We start from the raw sequence: 14,382 nt of genomic DNA, 5'->3' as shown, positions 1-14,382 counted from the left end.
TAATGCCGCGGGATGCCCGTTTGCTCGATAGCCCGTTCGATCCGGCGATCGAACTGGCGCGATTCGCCGCCGCGCACCCGCAGTCGGGCGGGATCGCCAGTTTCATCGGGCAGGTCCGCGCCGAAGCGGGCCAGGCGGCGGTGCTCGAGCTCGAGCTCAGCCATTATTCGCCACTGACCCTGCCCGGAATGACGGATTTGGCCGACGAAGCCCACAGCCGTTGGCCGCTCGATGGCCTGCTCCTCCTGCACCGCACCGGCACCTTGCTTCCCGGCGAGCCGATCGTGCTGGTCGCGGCGGCGGCGCGCCACCGCCGCGACGCGTTTCTCGCCGCCGATTTCGCGATGGATCACCTCAAGAGCGAGGCCTGGTTCTGGAAGCGCGAACGCACCGCGGCAGGCTGGCGATGGATAGAGCCCCGGAGCGAGGATCACGCGGACAAATCACGCTGGGAAAGTTCGCCGCCGGTTTGACGGATATCAAGGCGCGACATCCGATTCGCGCACAGACCGCTCCAGAGACAAGGAGCCGAACGATGACCCGCAAATTCGACCGCACCCAGATTGCCGATGTCGCGCGGATCGTCGCGCACGAAGCCGCCGCGCCGCGAGCAGTCGCGCACCCGGCGCGCACCTTTGAGATGCCGCCGCGGCTCTACGCGCTGACCGCCGCGGCGTATCTGTCCTTCGTCGCGGTTCTGGCAACCGCCTTCGCCACGCGTGAGCTGATCCTGCCGATCGCGGTCATTGCGATCCTCATCGGCGCGGGCTTCGGGGTTCCGGCGCTGTGGGCAAGGATGCGGCCGGAAACCAAGGGGCGGGCGATGGGCTGGAGCGAGTTCCGCAATCGCGGGATCATGACTTACACCGGGCGGATGAATGCAGCCGATGCCACGACCCAGGTCCTCGTCCTGCCGACCCTCATCCTGCTGTGGGCGGTAGCGGTGGCGACCATCGCCGCATTCACCTGACCCCTCAGTTCACCAGACCTCCCAGTCGCGCGGGATCGACCAGTTCGATCCCGCGCGCGCCGTGTTTGCGGATCAGTCCGTCGCGCTCGAACGCAGAAAGCTGGCGGCTGACGGTCTCGATGGTGAGCCCCAGCAGCCCCGCCATGTCGCCGCGCGACAGCGGCAGATCGAAGGCGTCCGCACCGTGGCACGGCGATTCGCTCGCCGCGCGCGAGAACGCGAGCAGCAGCCCGGCTACCTTGGCGCTGGCTTGACGGCGCCCCATCAACCCGATCAGCTCGCGGGTCTCATAAAGATCGGCGCTAGCGCGGCGGAGCAAGGTTTCGGCCAGGGCGGGATAGCGGTGCAACGCCGCCTGGAACGCGCCCGTGCCGAACACGCAAAGGCGGCTGTCGGTCAACGCAACGACGTCGTGGCGGGCGAACGGGGTGAACAACTCGCCGACGAAGCCCGCCGGATGGACCAGCGCGAGCACCCGCTCGGTGCCTTCACGGTCGAAGCTGGTGACCTTGAGCGCGCCCTCGATCAGCGTCGCGCACCGGTCGCTGTCATCGCCGGCCGCGAACAGCGTTTCCCCGCGGGCAAGTTCGACGATACGGCCCGCTGCGGCAAGTTCCGCGCGCTCGCAGGGTGACAGCGCGGCACAGGCGGCGCGATCGCGAACCGGGCATCCCGCACAGGCGAGGGCAACGCTCATCGCTACTCGCGAAGGCGTCCGCGCAAGCTCGCGAGCGTCGCGTCTTCTTCGCCGATCAGCGCGATGACCTGGTCGCGGGTCTCGCCGATGGCGTCCACATCGCCCGAGCCGCCGGTCATGACCGCCTCGTTCTTCGCATCGACATAGAGCGAATCGAGATCGGCCAGCGCGATCATCGCCTCGCTCCGCGCCGCCTCGAGGCTCGCCAGCGCGACTTGGGCGACCGACCACGCCTCGCTGCCAACCGCGGCGCCCTGCGCGACGGCGGAGAGCGCCGCGGCATTTCCCCGGCGCTCGCCGAAGCGGGCGTGCGCCGCCTGGGCCTCGGCCCGCAACCGCGCGATCCGGCTGCCGGTCGCCGCGGTGGCGGGGGCGGGGCGGGGGTGGCGACCGGCTCGGCGGATCCGCTCACGCGCTCGCCGGGACGCGTGGCGAGCGACGGATACTTGCCCGCGCCGGTGCTCGTGCAGGCGGCCAGCAGGACGATTGGAAAGAGGATTGCGACGCGCATTGCGCGGCCATAGCACGGTCGGGAGAGTTGGCGAATCCTGCTCGCCCGTGGTTGACAGCACAGGGCCGGTCGCTTAACGGCGGCGTTCTTTGCGGCCCCTCGCGCTTGCGGGGTGTCCGGCATTGTTCCCCGGAAACGGGGCAAGCAGATAGATGGAAAATCGAACGATGTTCGCAGTGTTGCGCACAGGCGGCAAGCAGTACCGGGTTGCCGCCGGAGACAAGATCGCGGTCGAGAAGCTGGCGGGCGAAGCCGGCGACACGATTCGCCTGGGCGAAGTCCTGCTGGCTGGTGACGGCGGCGAAGTCGTCGATGCCGCGGGCATCGTCGTCTCGGCCGAGATCATCGCTCAGGCCAAGAGCGAGAAGGTCATCGTCTTCAAGAAGCGCCGCCGCCACAACTATCGCCGTCGCAACGGCCACCGCCAGCAGCTGACGCTGCTGCGCATCCTGTCGGTTGGTGGGGAAGAGAAGAAGGCTGCCAACAAGGAAGCCGCTCCGGCGGAAAAGTCGGCCGATGCCGCCCCTGCCAAGAAGGCCCCGGCGAAGAAGGCTGCCAAGCCTGCCGCCGAAGCCGCTGCTGAATAAGAATCCGGAGTAGTTCGAGATGGCACATAAGAAAGCAGGCGGCTCTTCGCGCAACGGTCGCGATTCGGCGGGCCGCCGCCTTGGCGTGAAGAAGTTCGGCGGTCAGGAAGTGATCGGCGGCAACATCATCATTCGCCAGCGCGGCACCCGGGTCTATCCGGGCGCCAACGTCGGCATCGGCAAGGACCACACCCTGTTCGCGCTCGGCGAAGGCCGCGTCCGATTTCACGGTGGCAAGCTTGGCCGCAAGTACGTGTCGGTAGACATGATGATGGCCGAAGCAGCCGAATAACGGATGGTCGATAACGGGCCATCCTCGACGGGATGGCCCCCCGCTGGACATGTGAAATCGTCCAGCGTCACGAGGGAGAGGGGCCCCGCCCGTCTCCCTCTTTGCACGTCTCCCTCAGCCAACCGCACCGGGCCGACAACCTGGCGCAACGCGCAACGCTAGTGTCATGCGGGTGGGCTAGGACCTCTCTCGCAGGGACCGACGAGGAGAGACGACGTGTTCATTCGCAGCGAAAGACTGTTCCTGCGGCCGGCCTGGCCAGAGGATTGGGAAGAGCTTCTGACGGCGATCGCCGACGAGGCGATCGTCCGCAACCTGGCGCGGGCGCCATGGCCCTACGGCCCCGATCAGGCCCGCGATTTCGCCGCTCGCCCGCAGGATTCACGCCGGCCGAACTTCTTCGTCAGCACCGCCAACAACGGCGAGCTGATCGGCAGCGTCGGCTTGGGCCGTGACGACGAAGGCCGGACCGAACTCGGCTATTGGATCGCGCGGCCCCATTGGGGCAACGGCTATGCGCCCGAAGCGGCGCGCGCAGTGTTGCGCCTGGCGAAGACGCTGGGGCACCGGCGGCTGGTCGCGGGGCATTTCGTCGACAATCCGGCTTCGGGGCGGGTGCTTGCCAAAGTCGGCTTCCGGCCCACCGGCAGGATCGTCAACCGGTTCAGCCTGGCCCGCGGGCGCGAGGTCGAGTCGGTCGAATATGCAAGCGATCTCGGCGCGGCCAGCGATTGCGACGGGGCCAGCGCCAACTGGGCCGCGATGCGAGCTGCCTAGTTTGTACATCCTCCCCGAGCCAGCTCGGGGAGGACTTTACTCACCCCATCACCGCGTCGGCGAACTCGCTCTCGTACTTGCCGATCAGCGCGCGGTCGTCGTGGTTCCAGGGGTGGAAGCCGGGGAGGAAGAACGCGGCCCACGCGGGGAAGATGCGGCGCAGCAGGCCGGGGTTGCCGACGAGATACCACACCACTTTCGCCTTCCACTTCGCGCCGGTCAGCCCGTCCTGCGCTAGCAGGTTGATGGTATCGCCGAAGCGGTGGGTCACGAACGTCTGGGTGACGACCAGCATCATCAGGCTCTTGACCTTCCACCGCTTCCACCGCGTCCAGTCGCGGGTGGCGTGGAGCCAGGTGTCGTAGGCAACGCCCTTGTGCTCGATCTCCTCGGCCGAGTGCCAGCGCCACAGGTCCGAAGTCTCGCCGCCACCGGCCAGGTGGCGCGGGTTCGACAGCAGCTCGTTGGCGAGCATCGCGGTGAAGTGCTCGAGCGCCATCGTCGCGGCCAGGTTGAGAATCGGCGCGCGGCCGTCGATCTGCGCCAGCCGGTCGGCGACGCGGCGGTCGATCTTGTCGAGATCGTAGCCGGCATCCTTGGCAGTGCGGTTGAACGCGATGTGTTCGCGGGTGTGGTTGATTTCCTGCTTCACGAAGGCGCGGATCTCGGCCTCCAGCTTGGGTGGGGCATCGGCGCGGTTGGCCTTCACCGACTCGATGAAATAGGCTTCGCCGCGCGGGAAGGTGGCGGACAGCGCATTGTGCCAGGCGCTGCCGATGGGATCGCCGTTGAGCCACCAACGCGCTGGCGGCGCCTGGTCGCGGCCGAAGCGGCGATCGCGCACGGTGATGGTCAGGTCCGCGGGGGTCGGGGCCTTGCGAGCCGGGACTGCGAACTCTAGGGCGGTATCGGGCTTGAAGGGTGCGTTCATGACGGTCGCAATAGATTAACTGACATCAATGTCAATAAGAAAACGCCTGTCCCCGGACGAGAGCCGCACCGCGGCGGTCGTCGCCGCGCGCGAATTGCTGATCGAGACCGGTCCGCAGGCGGTGACGCTCAAGGCGGTCGCAGGCCGCATCGGGCGAACCCACGCCAACTTGCTCCATCATTTCGGCTCTGCCTCGGGGTTGCAGAAGGCGCTGGCGCGGCATCTGTCGGAAAGCGTCTGCGCGACGATTGCCGAAGCCGTGCTGGCGCAGCGCGCGGGGCACGGCTCGGCGCGCGAGATCGTCGATCTGACGTTCGACGCGTTCGACAAGGAGGGCGCGGGCGCGCTTGCCTCGTGGATGCTGCTGTCGGGCAACGAGGACGCGCTCGATCCGATCGTCGAGGCGGTGCACGATCTGGTCGACCGGTTGGGGCCGGTTAGCGAGAGCGTCGAGACGATGCACCGTTCGACGCTGACCCTGGTCCTGATGGCGCTGGGCGATGCCTTGTTGGGCGGGCCGATGGCCAAGGCGCTCGATCTCCCGCGCGAAGCCGCGCGCCAAACGGCGGAACGGTTCCTGATCGATTCGATCGCGCGGGCGCACGCGACGGCGGAGTAGCTTCAGGCCAGTTCCATCCAGCCCGGCACGGTGGCCGGATCGATATCCTCGACCCGCCGGTGATCGATCGCCAACCCCAAATCGGGATAGGCCGCGCGCTGCCGCTTGGGGTCGCTGTCCGCCAGCGGCACCACCACCAGCCGCCGGTTGACCTTTTGCCGCCAGTTCATCCGCGCAGTGTTTTCCTGGCCGATGTAGCAGCCCTTGGAGAACGACACGCCATTGAGTTCGGCGGCATTGCATTCGAGCCAGAGGGTCGCGTCGCTGCCCAATTCGGCGCGGCCTTCGGTGACGCCCAGTTTCAGGCGGTGGGCGAGCCAGGCGGCATCGGCGGGTTCGCCGCCGTCGGCGAGCGGAGCGATCCAGCGTTCGCCCAGCGCCGACAGTCTGGGATCACTCGCCACACCGTCTCCGGCATGATCGCGCCAGTGGACCGCCAGCGCAGGATCGACCGCGATCCCGATCTTGCGTCGCAGCCGGTAGAGTGACAGTCGCTTGGCCAGCGCCTCGGCCGCATCGGCCTCGCAATCGAGCAGCAGGTCCGCACCCGACGGCCAGACGACAAAGTCGAACAAAACCTTGCCCTGAGCTGTCAGCAGCGCCGCCCACACGGGCTGCGTTCCAGTGACATCGTTGGTGACGAGGCCCTGGAGGAACCCGGCCACGTCCTCGTCCGGCTCGAGCGGGGAAACGCGGACGACAGCACGGTCGCAAAGACGGGTTGCAGGCATGGGTGACAGATAGGCCACCCCATCACTATGGCAAGCCGATGCCCGACCCGACGATTCTCACCATCCGCCGCCCCGACGACTGGCACGTCCACTTGCGCGACGGCGCGATGCTGGCGGCCGTGGTCGGGCACACCGCCCGCCAGTTCGCGCGGGCCATCGTGATGCCCAACCTCTCGCCGCCGGTGACGAGTACCGCCATGGCCGCCGCCTATCGCGAGCGGATCATCGCGGCTTTGCCCGAAGGAAGCGATTTCACCCCACTGATGACCTGCTACCTGACCGACGCGAGCGATCCCGACGATCTGCGCCGCGGGTTTGCGCAAGGGGTCTATACCGCCGCCAAGCTATACCCGGCGCATGCCACCACCAATTCCGCCCACGGCGTGACCGATGTCGCCAACATCCGCGGCGCGCTGGAGGCGATGCAGGCGATAGGCATGCCGTTGCTGGTCCACGGCGAGGTCACCACGCCGGAAATCGACGTGTTCGATCGCGAGGCGGTGTTCATCGATCGCGTGCTCGCCCCGCTGGTGGAGGCCATGCCGGCGCTGAAGGTGGTGTTCGAGCATATCACCACCGCACAGGCGGTCGCGTTCGTCGACGGCGCTGGGCCGAACGTGGCGGCGACGATTACCCCGCAGCACCTTCACCTCAATCGCAACGCGCTGTTCGCCGGTGGCCTGCGTCCGCACGCCTACTGCCTGCCCGTGGTCAAGCGCGAGGAGCACCGGCTCGCGCTGCGCCGGGCGGCGACCTCGGGTTCGGCCAAGTACTTCCTCGGCACCGACACCGCACCCCATGCGCAGAGCGCCAAGGAAACCGATTGCGGCTGCGCGGGCATCTTCAATGCGCCCTTCGCGCTGGAAAGCTATGCTGCGGTGTTCGACGAAGAGGGCGCGCTGGACAGGTTCGAAGCCTTCGCCAGCGAGAACGGTCCGCGCTTTTATGGTCTGCCGCTCAACCAAGGCACCGTCACGCTCGAGCGAGGCGCGACCGCAGTGCCCGCGAAGATCATGGTGGGTGGCACCACGCTTGTGCCGTTCCACTTCGGCGAAACGCTAGGCTGGCGGCTTCGCTGAGCCGGCGTGGCGCCGCCACAGGTCCCAGCTGAACAGCGCCAGTGCCGCCCAGATGAACACAAAGCTGGCGAGCTGCGCCGGACGCAGCGCCTCGCCGAACACGGTCAGCCCCAGCACGAAGACGATGGTCGGCGAGAGGAACTGGACGAAGCCGAGCGTCGACAGGTCCATCCGCCGCGCCGCCAGCGCGAACAGAAGCAGCGGCGTCGCGGTCAGCACCCCCGCTCCCGCCAGCAGCAGGCTGATCCGCGGATCGTGGCCGAAGCTGGAGACGCCCTCACCGTGCGCGAACCACAGCGTGGTCGCGGCGGCTAACGGCAGCAGCAGAATCGTCTCGATCGTCAGCCCGGGCAATGCGCCGACCGGGGCGACCTTGCGGACCAGGCCGTAAAGCGCGAAACTCAGCGCCAGCGCGAGACTGATCCCCAGCGTGTCGCTTGCACCCAGCAACAGCGCCCCCACGCCCAGCGCTGCAAGCGCTACCGCGCCCCACTGCAGGCGGCTAAGCCGCTCGCCGAGGAAAACCGTGCCGAGCAGGACGTTGACCAGCGGATTGATGTAGTAGCCCAAGCTGGAGGCATAGATGTGCCCGCCGTTGATCGCGGCGATATAGATCACCCAATTAATCCCGATGAGCCCCGCGCTGGTGAGCATCAGCCGCAACACGCGCCAATCCGCCAGCCCGCGCGCGATCTCGCCTAGCTGGCGGCGCACCGCGGCGATCGCCAGGCACAGCGGCAAGGTGAAGACGACCCGCCAGGCGACCAGCTCAAACGCGGGAACATGGCGCAGCAAGGCAATGTAAAGCGGAAGGAATCCCCAGATCGTATACGCCCCGAGCGCCAGCGGGAGGCCGTTCGGGCGGGGGAGGGGTTTGCCATCGCGGGCGCTTGGCAGGTCGATCCGGCGCTGTCGAGGATCGCTTCGCCGCAAATTTCGATCCTGACGATGGGGTTGTGGTCCGTTCATGTTCGGGGTCGTAAGCATGAACGCGAAGCCGATCCATAAGGGTTGGTCGCCACTCCCCGAAAGGAGAAACGAAATGAACAATGCTCTCCGCACCGCCGCCCTGTCGTTGGCGCTTCCCGGCGTGATGGCCGCGAGCCTGCCTGCCGCCGCCGCCACCTGGCAGCCCGCCAGCACCGACCAGTCGATGGTCTATGACAAACATGAGCGCGACTATCGCGACTCGCGTTATTACGAAGGCTACGGCCAGCGCACCTATCAGCAGCCGTACTACAGCAATGATGGATACCAGACCTGGCGCGGCAACGACGGGCGGTACTATTGCAAGAAGAAGAACGGCACGACCGGCCTCATCGTTGGCGGCGCGGCGGGCGCGCTGCTCGGCCGCTCGATCGCGGGGCGCGGCGACAACACCCTCGGCACGATTCTGGGTGCCGCCGGTGGCGCGCTGCTCGGTCGCTCGGTCGAGCGCAACAGTTCGTCGCGCTGCCGCTAAGCAGCAGGCATTGCGATAACGGGCGTGGCTTTCCCCTTCCCCGCGCCCACCCGAAGGCCTCGGAGCGATCCGGGGCCTTTTCGCGTCGCGAAGCGGTCCTCGTCCGTTCGCTTCCTGGCTTGGCCCTCAGCCCTCGCGCAAACCGACCGCGATGCTCGCGCGGGGTTGGTCCAATTCGGCCGAAGCGACCGGATAGGCGCAATAGTCGGCGGCATAATAGGCGCTCGCGCGGTGATTACCCGAGAGCCCGACCCCGCCGAACGGCGCAGCCGACGAGGCGCCGTTGGTCGGGCGGTTCCAGTTGATCACGCCGGCGCGCACGTTGGCCCAGAAGCGGTTGTAGTCCTGCGGGTTCCCGCCGATTAACGAGGCCGAAAGGCCGAAACGGGTGGCGTTGGCTTCGGCGATGGCGGCATCGAAATCGTCGACCCTGATCACCTGTAGCAATGGCCCGAAAAGTTCGACGTCGGGCCGTTCCTTCATCGCGGTCACATCGATGATCGCGGGCGAAAGGAACGGCCTGTCCTCGACCGGACGCGCCATGTGCTTGATCGCCTTGCCGCCGTGGCCGAGCAGGTAGAGGAAGCTTTCGGTCAGGCCGTCGGCGGCGTCGTTGTCGATCACCGGGCCCATGAACGGCGCGGGCTCGTCGAACGGCGCGCCGACGATCAGCCGGTCGGCGAGGCGCTTCACCTCGCTCACCACCGCGTCGTAGAGAGCGCCCTTGACGATCAGCCGCCGCGCCGCGGTGCACCGCTGGCCGGCGCTGGTGAAGGCCGACTGGACGATCAGGACCGCGGCGTCCTGGATCTTCGGCGTATCCCACACCACGATCGGGTTGTTGCCGCCCATTTCGAGCGCCAGAATCTTGCCCGGGTTGCCGGCGAGTTCGCGGTTGATCGCGATTCCCGCATGGGCCGATCCGGTGAACAGCACTCCGTCGATCCCGTCATGCGCGACCAGCGCCTTGCCCTCGTCCGGACCGCCGATCGCCAACTGGACGACCTCGGCCGAGATCCCGGCGCGATGGAAGCACCGGACCAGCGCTTCCCCCGTCGCCGGCGTCTTTTCGGACGGCTTGAACACGATTGCGTTGCCGGCGATCAGCGCGGGCACGATGTGGCCGTTGGGAAGATGCGCGGGGAAGTTGTACGGCCCCAGCACGGCCATTACCCCGTGCGGCTTATGGCGCAGCGCGGCAGTGCCCTGAAGCGCGGAGTCCAGCTTGCGCTGGCCGGTCCGCTCGGCGAACGCACGGATCGAGATTTCGACCTTGTTGACAACACTTTCGACCTCGGTGCGCGCCTCCCACATCGGCTTGCCCGTCTCGCGCGCGATCAGCGTGGCGAGCTTTTCGGCGTCCTTGCGCACTTCGTTCGCGAAGCGGCGGACCAGCTCCATCCGGGTGGACAGCGGCTGCGCCGCCCAGGCGGGCCATGCGCGGCGGGTGCGGGCGACGATTTCGTCGACGTCACCGGTCTTGCCGCGCCAGACTTCGGCCCCGGTAGCAGGTTCGTAACTAACGATTTCTTCGCTGGCCAAGCCCTGCAGTCCCATCATCCGAAGCCTTGGAATGCCACGGCAGATGCCACAGCGTCGCTGTCGCGACAAAAGAATTCTAGGATGGGCGCGCCGCGCCGGAGCGCTGCGAAACAGGAGCTTTGCCGCGGTCGATGCCGCAACCAGCGAGGCCTAACAAGGGTTTGACTCGCGCGCACCGTTTGGCACAATGCTGACAACCTAGAAAGTTGCGGGTCGCATCGCACGCAGGCCGCCACGCTCCGCGGGTGGTCATTGACGGGTGTCCGGATCACTCCGCGCGCCAGCAGCAACCAGGGGAATTTTCATGTCCATTCCAGCCAAATCCCGGATCGCGGGCCGTTTGTTAGGTGCGTCTGCCGCCGTTCTCGCTTTCGCTTCACTCTCAGGCCTTGGCGCGCCCAGCGCTGCCGCGGCGGAGTGCTTGCTCGATACCGACGGCAACGGTGTGGCGAGCGCGGGCGACACGGACGGCGGTGCGACGTCGGACGGCACCGCGACCAGCTTGGCATGCGGCGCCGCTGCCAGCGCCCAGGCGATCAGTTCGGTCGCCGTCGGCAACGGTGCGACGACCGCCAACGGGGTCACGCCCTCGGGCGCGGCCTCGCAAGGTACCTCGGTCGCTGTCGGCAACCTTGCCCAGGCGACCGCGGAGGATGCGGTAGCTCTGGGCGACAAGACGATCGCCTCGGGCTTCCATTCGACGGCGATCGGAGGGGAAGCCCTGGCATCCGGAACCGGCGCGCAGGCGTTCGGCTGGCAAGCGCAGGCCACGCAGCAGTTTTCGACTTCGGTGGGTCACCAGGCCCTTGCCACCGCGGTCCGCGCCACCGCCTTGGGCAAGGCCGCGGCAGCCAGCGGAGTTTCCTCCACCGCGGTGGGCGACACCGCGGCGGCTTCGGGCGCGAACTCGTTCGCTGGCGGGAGCAACTCGGTCGCCTCGGCGATTTCGTCGGTTGCACTCGGCAACGGCGCCACGACCGCAAGCGCCAATGTCGCATCGCTGGGCACGTCGGTAGCGATCGGCAACGCCGCCGCGGCGTCGGACGAGGACGCTGTCGCCATCGGTGATCAGGCCGCGGCATCGGGTTTCCATTCGACTGCGGTCGGCGGTGAGGCCAAGGCGAGCGGACGCGGCGCGCAGGCGTTCGGCTGGCAATCGAATGCGTCCGGGAACCTAAGCCTGGCGGCCGGGCACCAGGCCGTCGCCACCGGCGTTCAATCGTCCGCCGTGGGCAAGAACGCGAATTCCGCTGGCGCCAACGCCGCCGCCTTCGGCTTCGCCGCCAATGCAGGCGGCGACAGCGCAGTGGCTATCGGCGACACGGCGGTGGCGAGCGGGGTCACCGCGGTTGCCGTTGGGCGGACCGCGACGGCCTCTGGCCTGACCTCTACCGCGCTCGGGAATGGTGCCGCGGCGACCGATGAGGATGGCGTCGCGGTCGGCGACTTGGCCGCGGCAAGTGGCTTTCACTCGACCGCGGTCGGGGGCGAATCGGTTGCTTCGGGCCGCGGCGCGCAGGCGTTCGGCTGGCAGTCCAACGCTAGCGGCGGGACCAGTCTGGCGGCCGGTCACCAGGCCAATGCGGCCGGCGCCAATGCCAGCGCGATCGGCAAGAACGCCAATGCGGCGCAGGCCGGAGCGACTGCGCTGGGCTTCGGCGCGACGACCACGCGCGCCAACCAAGTCAAGCTGGGCGGCACGGGCAGTTCGGTGACCGTGGGCGACATCGCGGCGAGCACAGCGGCCCAGACCGGGGCGCTCTCGTTCGCGACGGTGGATGCCTCGGGAACTCTGGGCGCGGGACCGCTGGTTTCGTCGTTCGCCACTGCGACCAACCTCACCGCGCTGCAGACCAGTGTCGCTGCCAATACCGCCAATATCACCACCCTACAGACGCTCACCGCGGCCCAGGGCGCCCAGATCAACTCGTTGTTCAAGGGTGTCGACAAGGCCTATGAGGGCGTCGCGATGGGGCTGGCGATGGAATCGCCGTCGCTTCCGGCGGGGACCACCTTCGGAATCTCGGGCGGCGTCGGCTACTATAACGACAAGGCTGCGGCGACCGCGGCGTTCGCGGCGCGGGTCGGCGAGAATGCGGCGATTTCGGCGGGTATCGGCTTCGGTGTCGACAGCGGCGAAGTCGGCGCGCGAGGCGGCTTCCAGTTCGCCTGGTGAGATCGCCCAAGGAACCGAATGTCCAAATGACCAATAGCAGACTGTTCGTGCCGGGGCTTCGTGCCCCGGCCATTTTTTTTGCCGCCGCGGTCGTCGCGGCGATACCGGTGAGCGCGCTTGCGCAAGCCGCGCAACCCGGTCGTCCAGCGGTATCGAGCCAGCCGGTGCCGAGCGAACTCGAACTGGCCAAGCTGGTCTGGTCGACGATGGCCATGGTCGATCACGCCAACCGATCGGGCAACTATTCGGTACTCCGCGATTCCAGCGCCAGCGGCTTCCAGATCCAGAACGATCCCGCGCGGCTGGCTGAAATATTCGCTCCGATCCGCGCGCTGCGAGTCGATCTCAGCAACGCGCTGATCGTGGCTCCGACCTATACCGGCGGACCTACGCTGCTTCAGCCGGACGTATTCCGCGTTCAGGGCTACTTTCCGCTGCGACCTTCGCCGATATTCTTCGATTTCTATTTCCAGTGGGAGCAGGGCCGCTGGAAGCTATTCGGGATCAGTGTCCAGCCCGGGTCGATGTCCCAGCCAGCCCCGCCGCAGCCGCAGCCCGCGCCGACGTCTTCTCCGCCCAAGCGGCGCAATCGATAGAAAAGACTCTAACTCAGGCGGCGTGCCCAGCCGGAACCGGCGGCTCACCCAGCGCTTCGCCCATCCGCTTGAGCGCGGCCAGCTTGGCGTGGAGCGGCGACCAATCGTCGTGCTCGGCGATGGCTGCCCAGATCGCTTCGACCTCGTCGATAAGCATCGACTGCGGGCTGGCATCGCTCCAGAAGGGATGCTCGGCCTCGCCTCGATGGCCTGCCCATGCGGTCGCTAGCTCCGCGTCCGCCTCGCGACCGCCGCGGTGGCGGAAGAAGAACTCGTCGATGCCCGCGCCGCTCTCGCGCATGGCCTTTTCGGCGGCGACGACCACCGCCAGGTCGGCTTCCTCGCCGCGCGGCTCCAGGCCCAGCCGCCACAGGAACCGTCGCGCCAGGTTGGTCCGGTAGAGCGCGGGGAACCGCTCCAGCGCGGCGACCAGCGGCGGCGGATCGGAGAGCAGGCGCAGCGCCACCGCGAGCTGGCCGCAGTTCCAGTGCAGGGCCTCTGGCTGTCGAGCGAAGGCGTAGAGCCCGGCGTGGTCGAAATAGGCGGCGGTGAAGCTTGCGTCCCAGGTAGGCGCCCAGCGCCACGGCCCGTAGTCGAAGCTTTCGCCCGAGATGTTCATGTTGTCCGAATTGAGCACGCCGTGGACGAAGCCCGCGGTCATGTAGGAGGCGGCCAGATCGGCAAGCCGCTCGACCACCTGGTTGAGCAAGACCGCAGCGCGGCTCTCGCCTGCTTGCGGTCCCGGATACGTCTCTAGGCAGTAGTCGACCAGCTCGGCCATGTGCCCGACCTCGCCCAGCGCCGCCAGCCGCTGGAAGGTGCCGATGCGGATATGCCCATGGCTGAGCCGGACCATCACCGCCGAGCGGGTGGGCGAGGGTTCATCGCCGCGCCACAGCGCCTCGCCGGTCTCGATTACCGAAAAGGTCTTGCTGGTGTTGACCCCCTGCGCCTCCAGCATCGCGGTGGCGAGAATCTCGCGTACCGCGCCCTTCAGCGTCAACCGCCCGTCACCCTGGCGGCTCCACGGGGTGGTTCCGGACCCCTTGGTGCCGAGGTCGAGCAAACGGTTCGTCCCGTCGCGCTGTTGCGCGAAGAGAAACCCCGCCCGTCGCCGATCTCGGGGTTGTACACGCGGAACTGGTGGCCGTGATAGCGCAGCGCCAGCGGCCGCGGCAGATTGTCCGGCAAGGCGGCGAAGCGGCCGAAATGCGCGCACCATTCGGCGTCGGTCAGCCCGGCCAGGCCCACCGTCGCGGCGTGTGCATCGTTGCGGAAACGCACGACCGTTTCGGGAAAATCGGCCCCTGCGACCTCGTCGCCGATCCACCCCGCCAATTGCAGGATGCGCGGCTCGGCGAGATACGGGGCGGCTTGCGGTTCGGCGCGCATCGCGCGATAGTGGAAGGCGG

Annotated in this window: 16 protein-coding genes and 1 pseudogene; 10 read left to right on the top strand and 7 right to left on the bottom strand. The window is 67.8% G+C overall.

Features of this window, described 5'->3' with window-relative positions; translation table 11 throughout:
* Positions 1-2 precede the first annotated feature (2 nt).
* On the top strand, positions 3-473 hold the full coding sequence (locus GKE62_RS07330; protein WP_154691680.1) for a molybdenum cofactor biosynthesis protein MoaE: 471 nt from the start codon (positions 3-5) through the stop codon (positions 471-473).
* A 62-nt stretch (positions 474-535) separates the two neighbouring features.
* On the top strand, positions 536-970 hold the full coding sequence (locus GKE62_RS07325; protein ID WP_154691679.1) for a hypothetical protein: 435 nt from the start codon (positions 536-538) through the stop codon (positions 968-970).
* Between the two features lie 4 nt (positions 971-974).
* On the opposite strand, the gene GKE62_RS07320 is transcribed toward GKE62_RS07325, so the two are convergent.
* Both GKE62_RS07320 and GKE62_RS07315 read right to left on the bottom strand, forming a co-directional pair.
* The gene (locus GKE62_RS07320) at positions 975-1,667 is read right to left on the bottom strand and encodes a Crp/Fnr family transcriptional regulator (RefSeq protein ID WP_154691678.1); all 693 of its coding nucleotides are present in this window, start codon (positions 1,665-1,667) and stop codon (positions 975-977) included.
* Positions 1,668-1,669: 2 nt separating this feature from the next.
* Positions 1,670-2,002: a hypothetical protein gene (locus GKE62_RS07315; protein WP_154691677.1), complete on the bottom strand. Its 333-nt coding sequence runs from the start codon at positions 2,000-2,002 to the stop codon at positions 1,670-1,672.
* A 343-nt stretch (positions 2,003-2,345) separates the two neighbouring features.
* Between GKE62_RS07315 and rplU the strand changes: the two genes are divergently transcribed.
* The 3 genes from rplU to GKE62_RS07300 all read left to right on the top strand — a co-directional run bounded on the left by rplU (position 2,346) and on the right by GKE62_RS07300 (position 3,834).
* Complete coding sequence (gene rplU, locus GKE62_RS07310; protein ID WP_154691676.1) at positions 2,346-2,765, top strand: 50S ribosomal protein L21; 420 nt, start codon at positions 2,346-2,348, stop codon at positions 2,763-2,765.
* 19 nt (positions 2,766-2,784) lie between these two features.
* The gene (rpmA, locus tag GKE62_RS07305; protein ID WP_154691675.1) at positions 2,785-3,057 is read left to right on the top strand and encodes a 50S ribosomal protein L27; all 273 of its coding nucleotides are present in this window, start codon (positions 2,785-2,787) and stop codon (positions 3,055-3,057) included.
* A 216-nt stretch (positions 3,058-3,273) separates the two neighbouring features.
* Positions 3,274-3,834 (top strand): GNAT family N-acetyltransferase, encoded by a 561-nt coding sequence (locus GKE62_RS07300; protein WP_154691674.1) that lies wholly within the window; start codon positions 3,274-3,276, stop codon positions 3,832-3,834.
* 40 nt (positions 3,835-3,874) lie between these two features.
* Here the strand turns inward: GKE62_RS07300 and GKE62_RS07295 are convergent, their stop codons facing one another.
* Positions 3,875-4,765 (bottom strand): metal-dependent hydrolase, encoded by an 891-nt coding sequence (locus GKE62_RS07295; RefSeq protein WP_154691673.1) that lies wholly within the window; start codon positions 4,763-4,765, stop codon positions 3,875-3,877.
* 28 nt (positions 4,766-4,793) lie between these two features.
* Here GKE62_RS07295 and GKE62_RS07290 point away from each other — a divergent pair, with 28 nt between their 5' ends.
* Positions 4,794-5,384: a TetR/AcrR family transcriptional regulator gene (locus tag GKE62_RS07290; RefSeq protein WP_154691672.1), complete on the top strand. Its 591-nt coding sequence runs from the start codon at positions 4,794-4,796 to the stop codon at positions 5,382-5,384.
* A 2-nt stretch (positions 5,385-5,386) separates the two neighbouring features.
* Here GKE62_RS07290 and GKE62_RS07285 read toward each other — a convergent pair whose 3' ends face one another.
* Complete coding sequence (locus GKE62_RS07285) at positions 5,387-6,115, bottom strand: folate-binding protein YgfZ (RefSeq protein ID WP_154691671.1); 729 nt, start codon at positions 6,113-6,115, stop codon at positions 5,387-5,389.
* Between the two features lie 38 nt (positions 6,116-6,153).
* Here GKE62_RS07285 and pyrC point away from each other — a divergent pair, with 38 nt between their 5' ends.
* Positions 6,154-7,194 carry a dihydroorotase gene (pyrC, locus tag GKE62_RS07280; protein ID WP_154691670.1) on the top strand — a complete coding sequence of 347 codons (1,041 nt, stop codon included), beginning with the start codon at positions 6,154-6,156 and terminating at the stop codon, positions 7,192-7,194.
* On the opposite strand, the gene rarD is transcribed toward pyrC, so the two are convergent.
* Positions 7,174-8,127 carry an EamA family transporter RarD gene (gene rarD, locus GKE62_RS07275; protein WP_370516074.1) on the bottom strand — a complete coding sequence of 318 codons (954 nt, stop codon included), beginning with the start codon at positions 8,125-8,127 and terminating at the stop codon, positions 7,174-7,176. The genes pyrC and rarD overlap by 21 nt on opposite strands.
* A gap of 109 nt (positions 8,128-8,236) precedes the next feature.
* Here rarD and GKE62_RS07270 point away from each other — a divergent pair, with 109 nt between their 5' ends.
* Positions 8,237-8,656 (top strand): glycine zipper 2TM domain-containing protein, encoded by a 420-nt coding sequence (locus GKE62_RS07270; protein ID WP_154691668.1) that lies wholly within the window; start codon positions 8,237-8,239, stop codon positions 8,654-8,656.
* A gap of 126 nt (positions 8,657-8,782) precedes the next feature.
* Here GKE62_RS07270 and astD read toward each other — a convergent pair whose 3' ends face one another.
* Entirely contained in the window at positions 8,783-10,213 is a 1,431-nt protein-coding gene (astD, locus tag GKE62_RS07265) for a succinylglutamate-semialdehyde dehydrogenase (protein ID WP_154691667.1), read from the bottom strand.
* A 406-nt stretch (positions 10,214-10,619) separates the two neighbouring features.
* Here astD and GKE62_RS07260 point away from each other — a divergent pair, with 406 nt between their 5' ends.
* Together GKE62_RS07260 and GKE62_RS07255 are read left to right on the top strand one after the other, a co-directional pair.
* Positions 10,620-12,374, top strand: a complete 1,755-nt coding sequence (locus GKE62_RS07260; RefSeq protein ID WP_195908652.1) for a YadA-like family protein — start codon at positions 10,620-10,622, stop codon at positions 12,372-12,374.
* A gap of 26 nt (positions 12,375-12,400) precedes the next feature.
* The gene (locus GKE62_RS07255) at positions 12,401-12,970 is read left to right on the top strand and encodes a hypothetical protein (protein WP_195908651.1); all 570 of its coding nucleotides are present in this window, start codon (positions 12,401-12,403) and stop codon (positions 12,968-12,970) included.
* Positions 12,971-12,983: 13 nt separating this feature from the next.
* On the opposite strand, the pseudogene GKE62_RS07250 reads toward GKE62_RS07255, so the two are convergent.
* A pseudogene (locus GKE62_RS07250) lies at positions 12,984-14,362 on the bottom strand (protein adenylyltransferase SelO family protein).
* Positions 14,363-14,382 lie beyond the last annotated feature (20 nt).

It is taken from the genome of Novosphingobium sp. Gsoil 351 (assembly GCF_009707465.1).
In the GTDB taxonomy this organism is placed as follows: Bacteria; Pseudomonadota; Alphaproteobacteria; order Sphingomonadales; family Sphingomonadaceae; genus Novosphingobium.
The sequence above is the reverse complement of the archived record's forward strand: the minus strand, read 5'-3'. Positions and strand labels throughout refer to the sequence as shown.

Bases quoted from the DNA above. Each gene is read 5' to 3' on its own strand.
- GKE62_RS07330 (WP_154691680.1), top strand. From the start codon at position 3: ATGCCGCGGGATGCCCGTTTGCTCGATAGCCCGTTCGATCCGGCGATC.
- astD (WP_154691667.1), bottom strand. From the start codon at position 10,213: ATGGGACTGCAGGGCTTGGCCAGCGAAGAAATCGTTAGTTACGAACCT.
- pyrC (WP_154691670.1), top strand. From the start codon at position 6,154: ATGCCCGACCCGACGATTCTCACCATCCGCCGCCCCGACGACTGGCAC.
- GKE62_RS07325 (WP_154691679.1), top strand. From the start codon at position 536: ATGACCCGCAAATTCGACCGCACCCAGATTGCCGATGTCGCGCGGATC.
- GKE62_RS07320 (WP_154691678.1), bottom strand. From the start codon at position 1,667: ATGAGCGTTGCCCTCGCCTGTGCGGGATGCCCGGTTCGCGATCGCGCC.
- GKE62_RS07270 (WP_154691668.1), top strand. From the start codon at position 8,237: ATGAACAATGCTCTCCGCACCGCCGCCCTGTCGTTGGCGCTTCCCGGC.
- rplU (WP_154691676.1), top strand. From the start codon at position 2,346: ATGTTCGCAGTGTTGCGCACAGGCGGCAAGCAGTACCGGGTTGCCGCC.
- GKE62_RS07285 (WP_154691671.1), bottom strand. From the start codon at position 6,115: ATGCCTGCAACCCGTCTTTGCGACCGTGCTGTCGTCCGCGTTTCCCCG.
- rpmA (WP_154691675.1), top strand. From the start codon at position 2,785: ATGGCACATAAGAAAGCAGGCGGCTCTTCGCGCAACGGTCGCGATTCG.
- GKE62_RS07255 (WP_195908651.1), top strand. From the start codon at position 12,401: ATGACCAATAGCAGACTGTTCGTGCCGGGGCTTCGTGCCCCGGCCATT.
- GKE62_RS07290 (WP_154691672.1), top strand. From the start codon at position 4,794: ATGTCAATAAGAAAACGCCTGTCCCCGGACGAGAGCCGCACCGCGGCG.
- GKE62_RS07295 (WP_154691673.1), bottom strand. From the start codon at position 4,765: ATGAACGCACCCTTCAAGCCCGATACCGCCCTAGAGTTCGCAGTCCCG.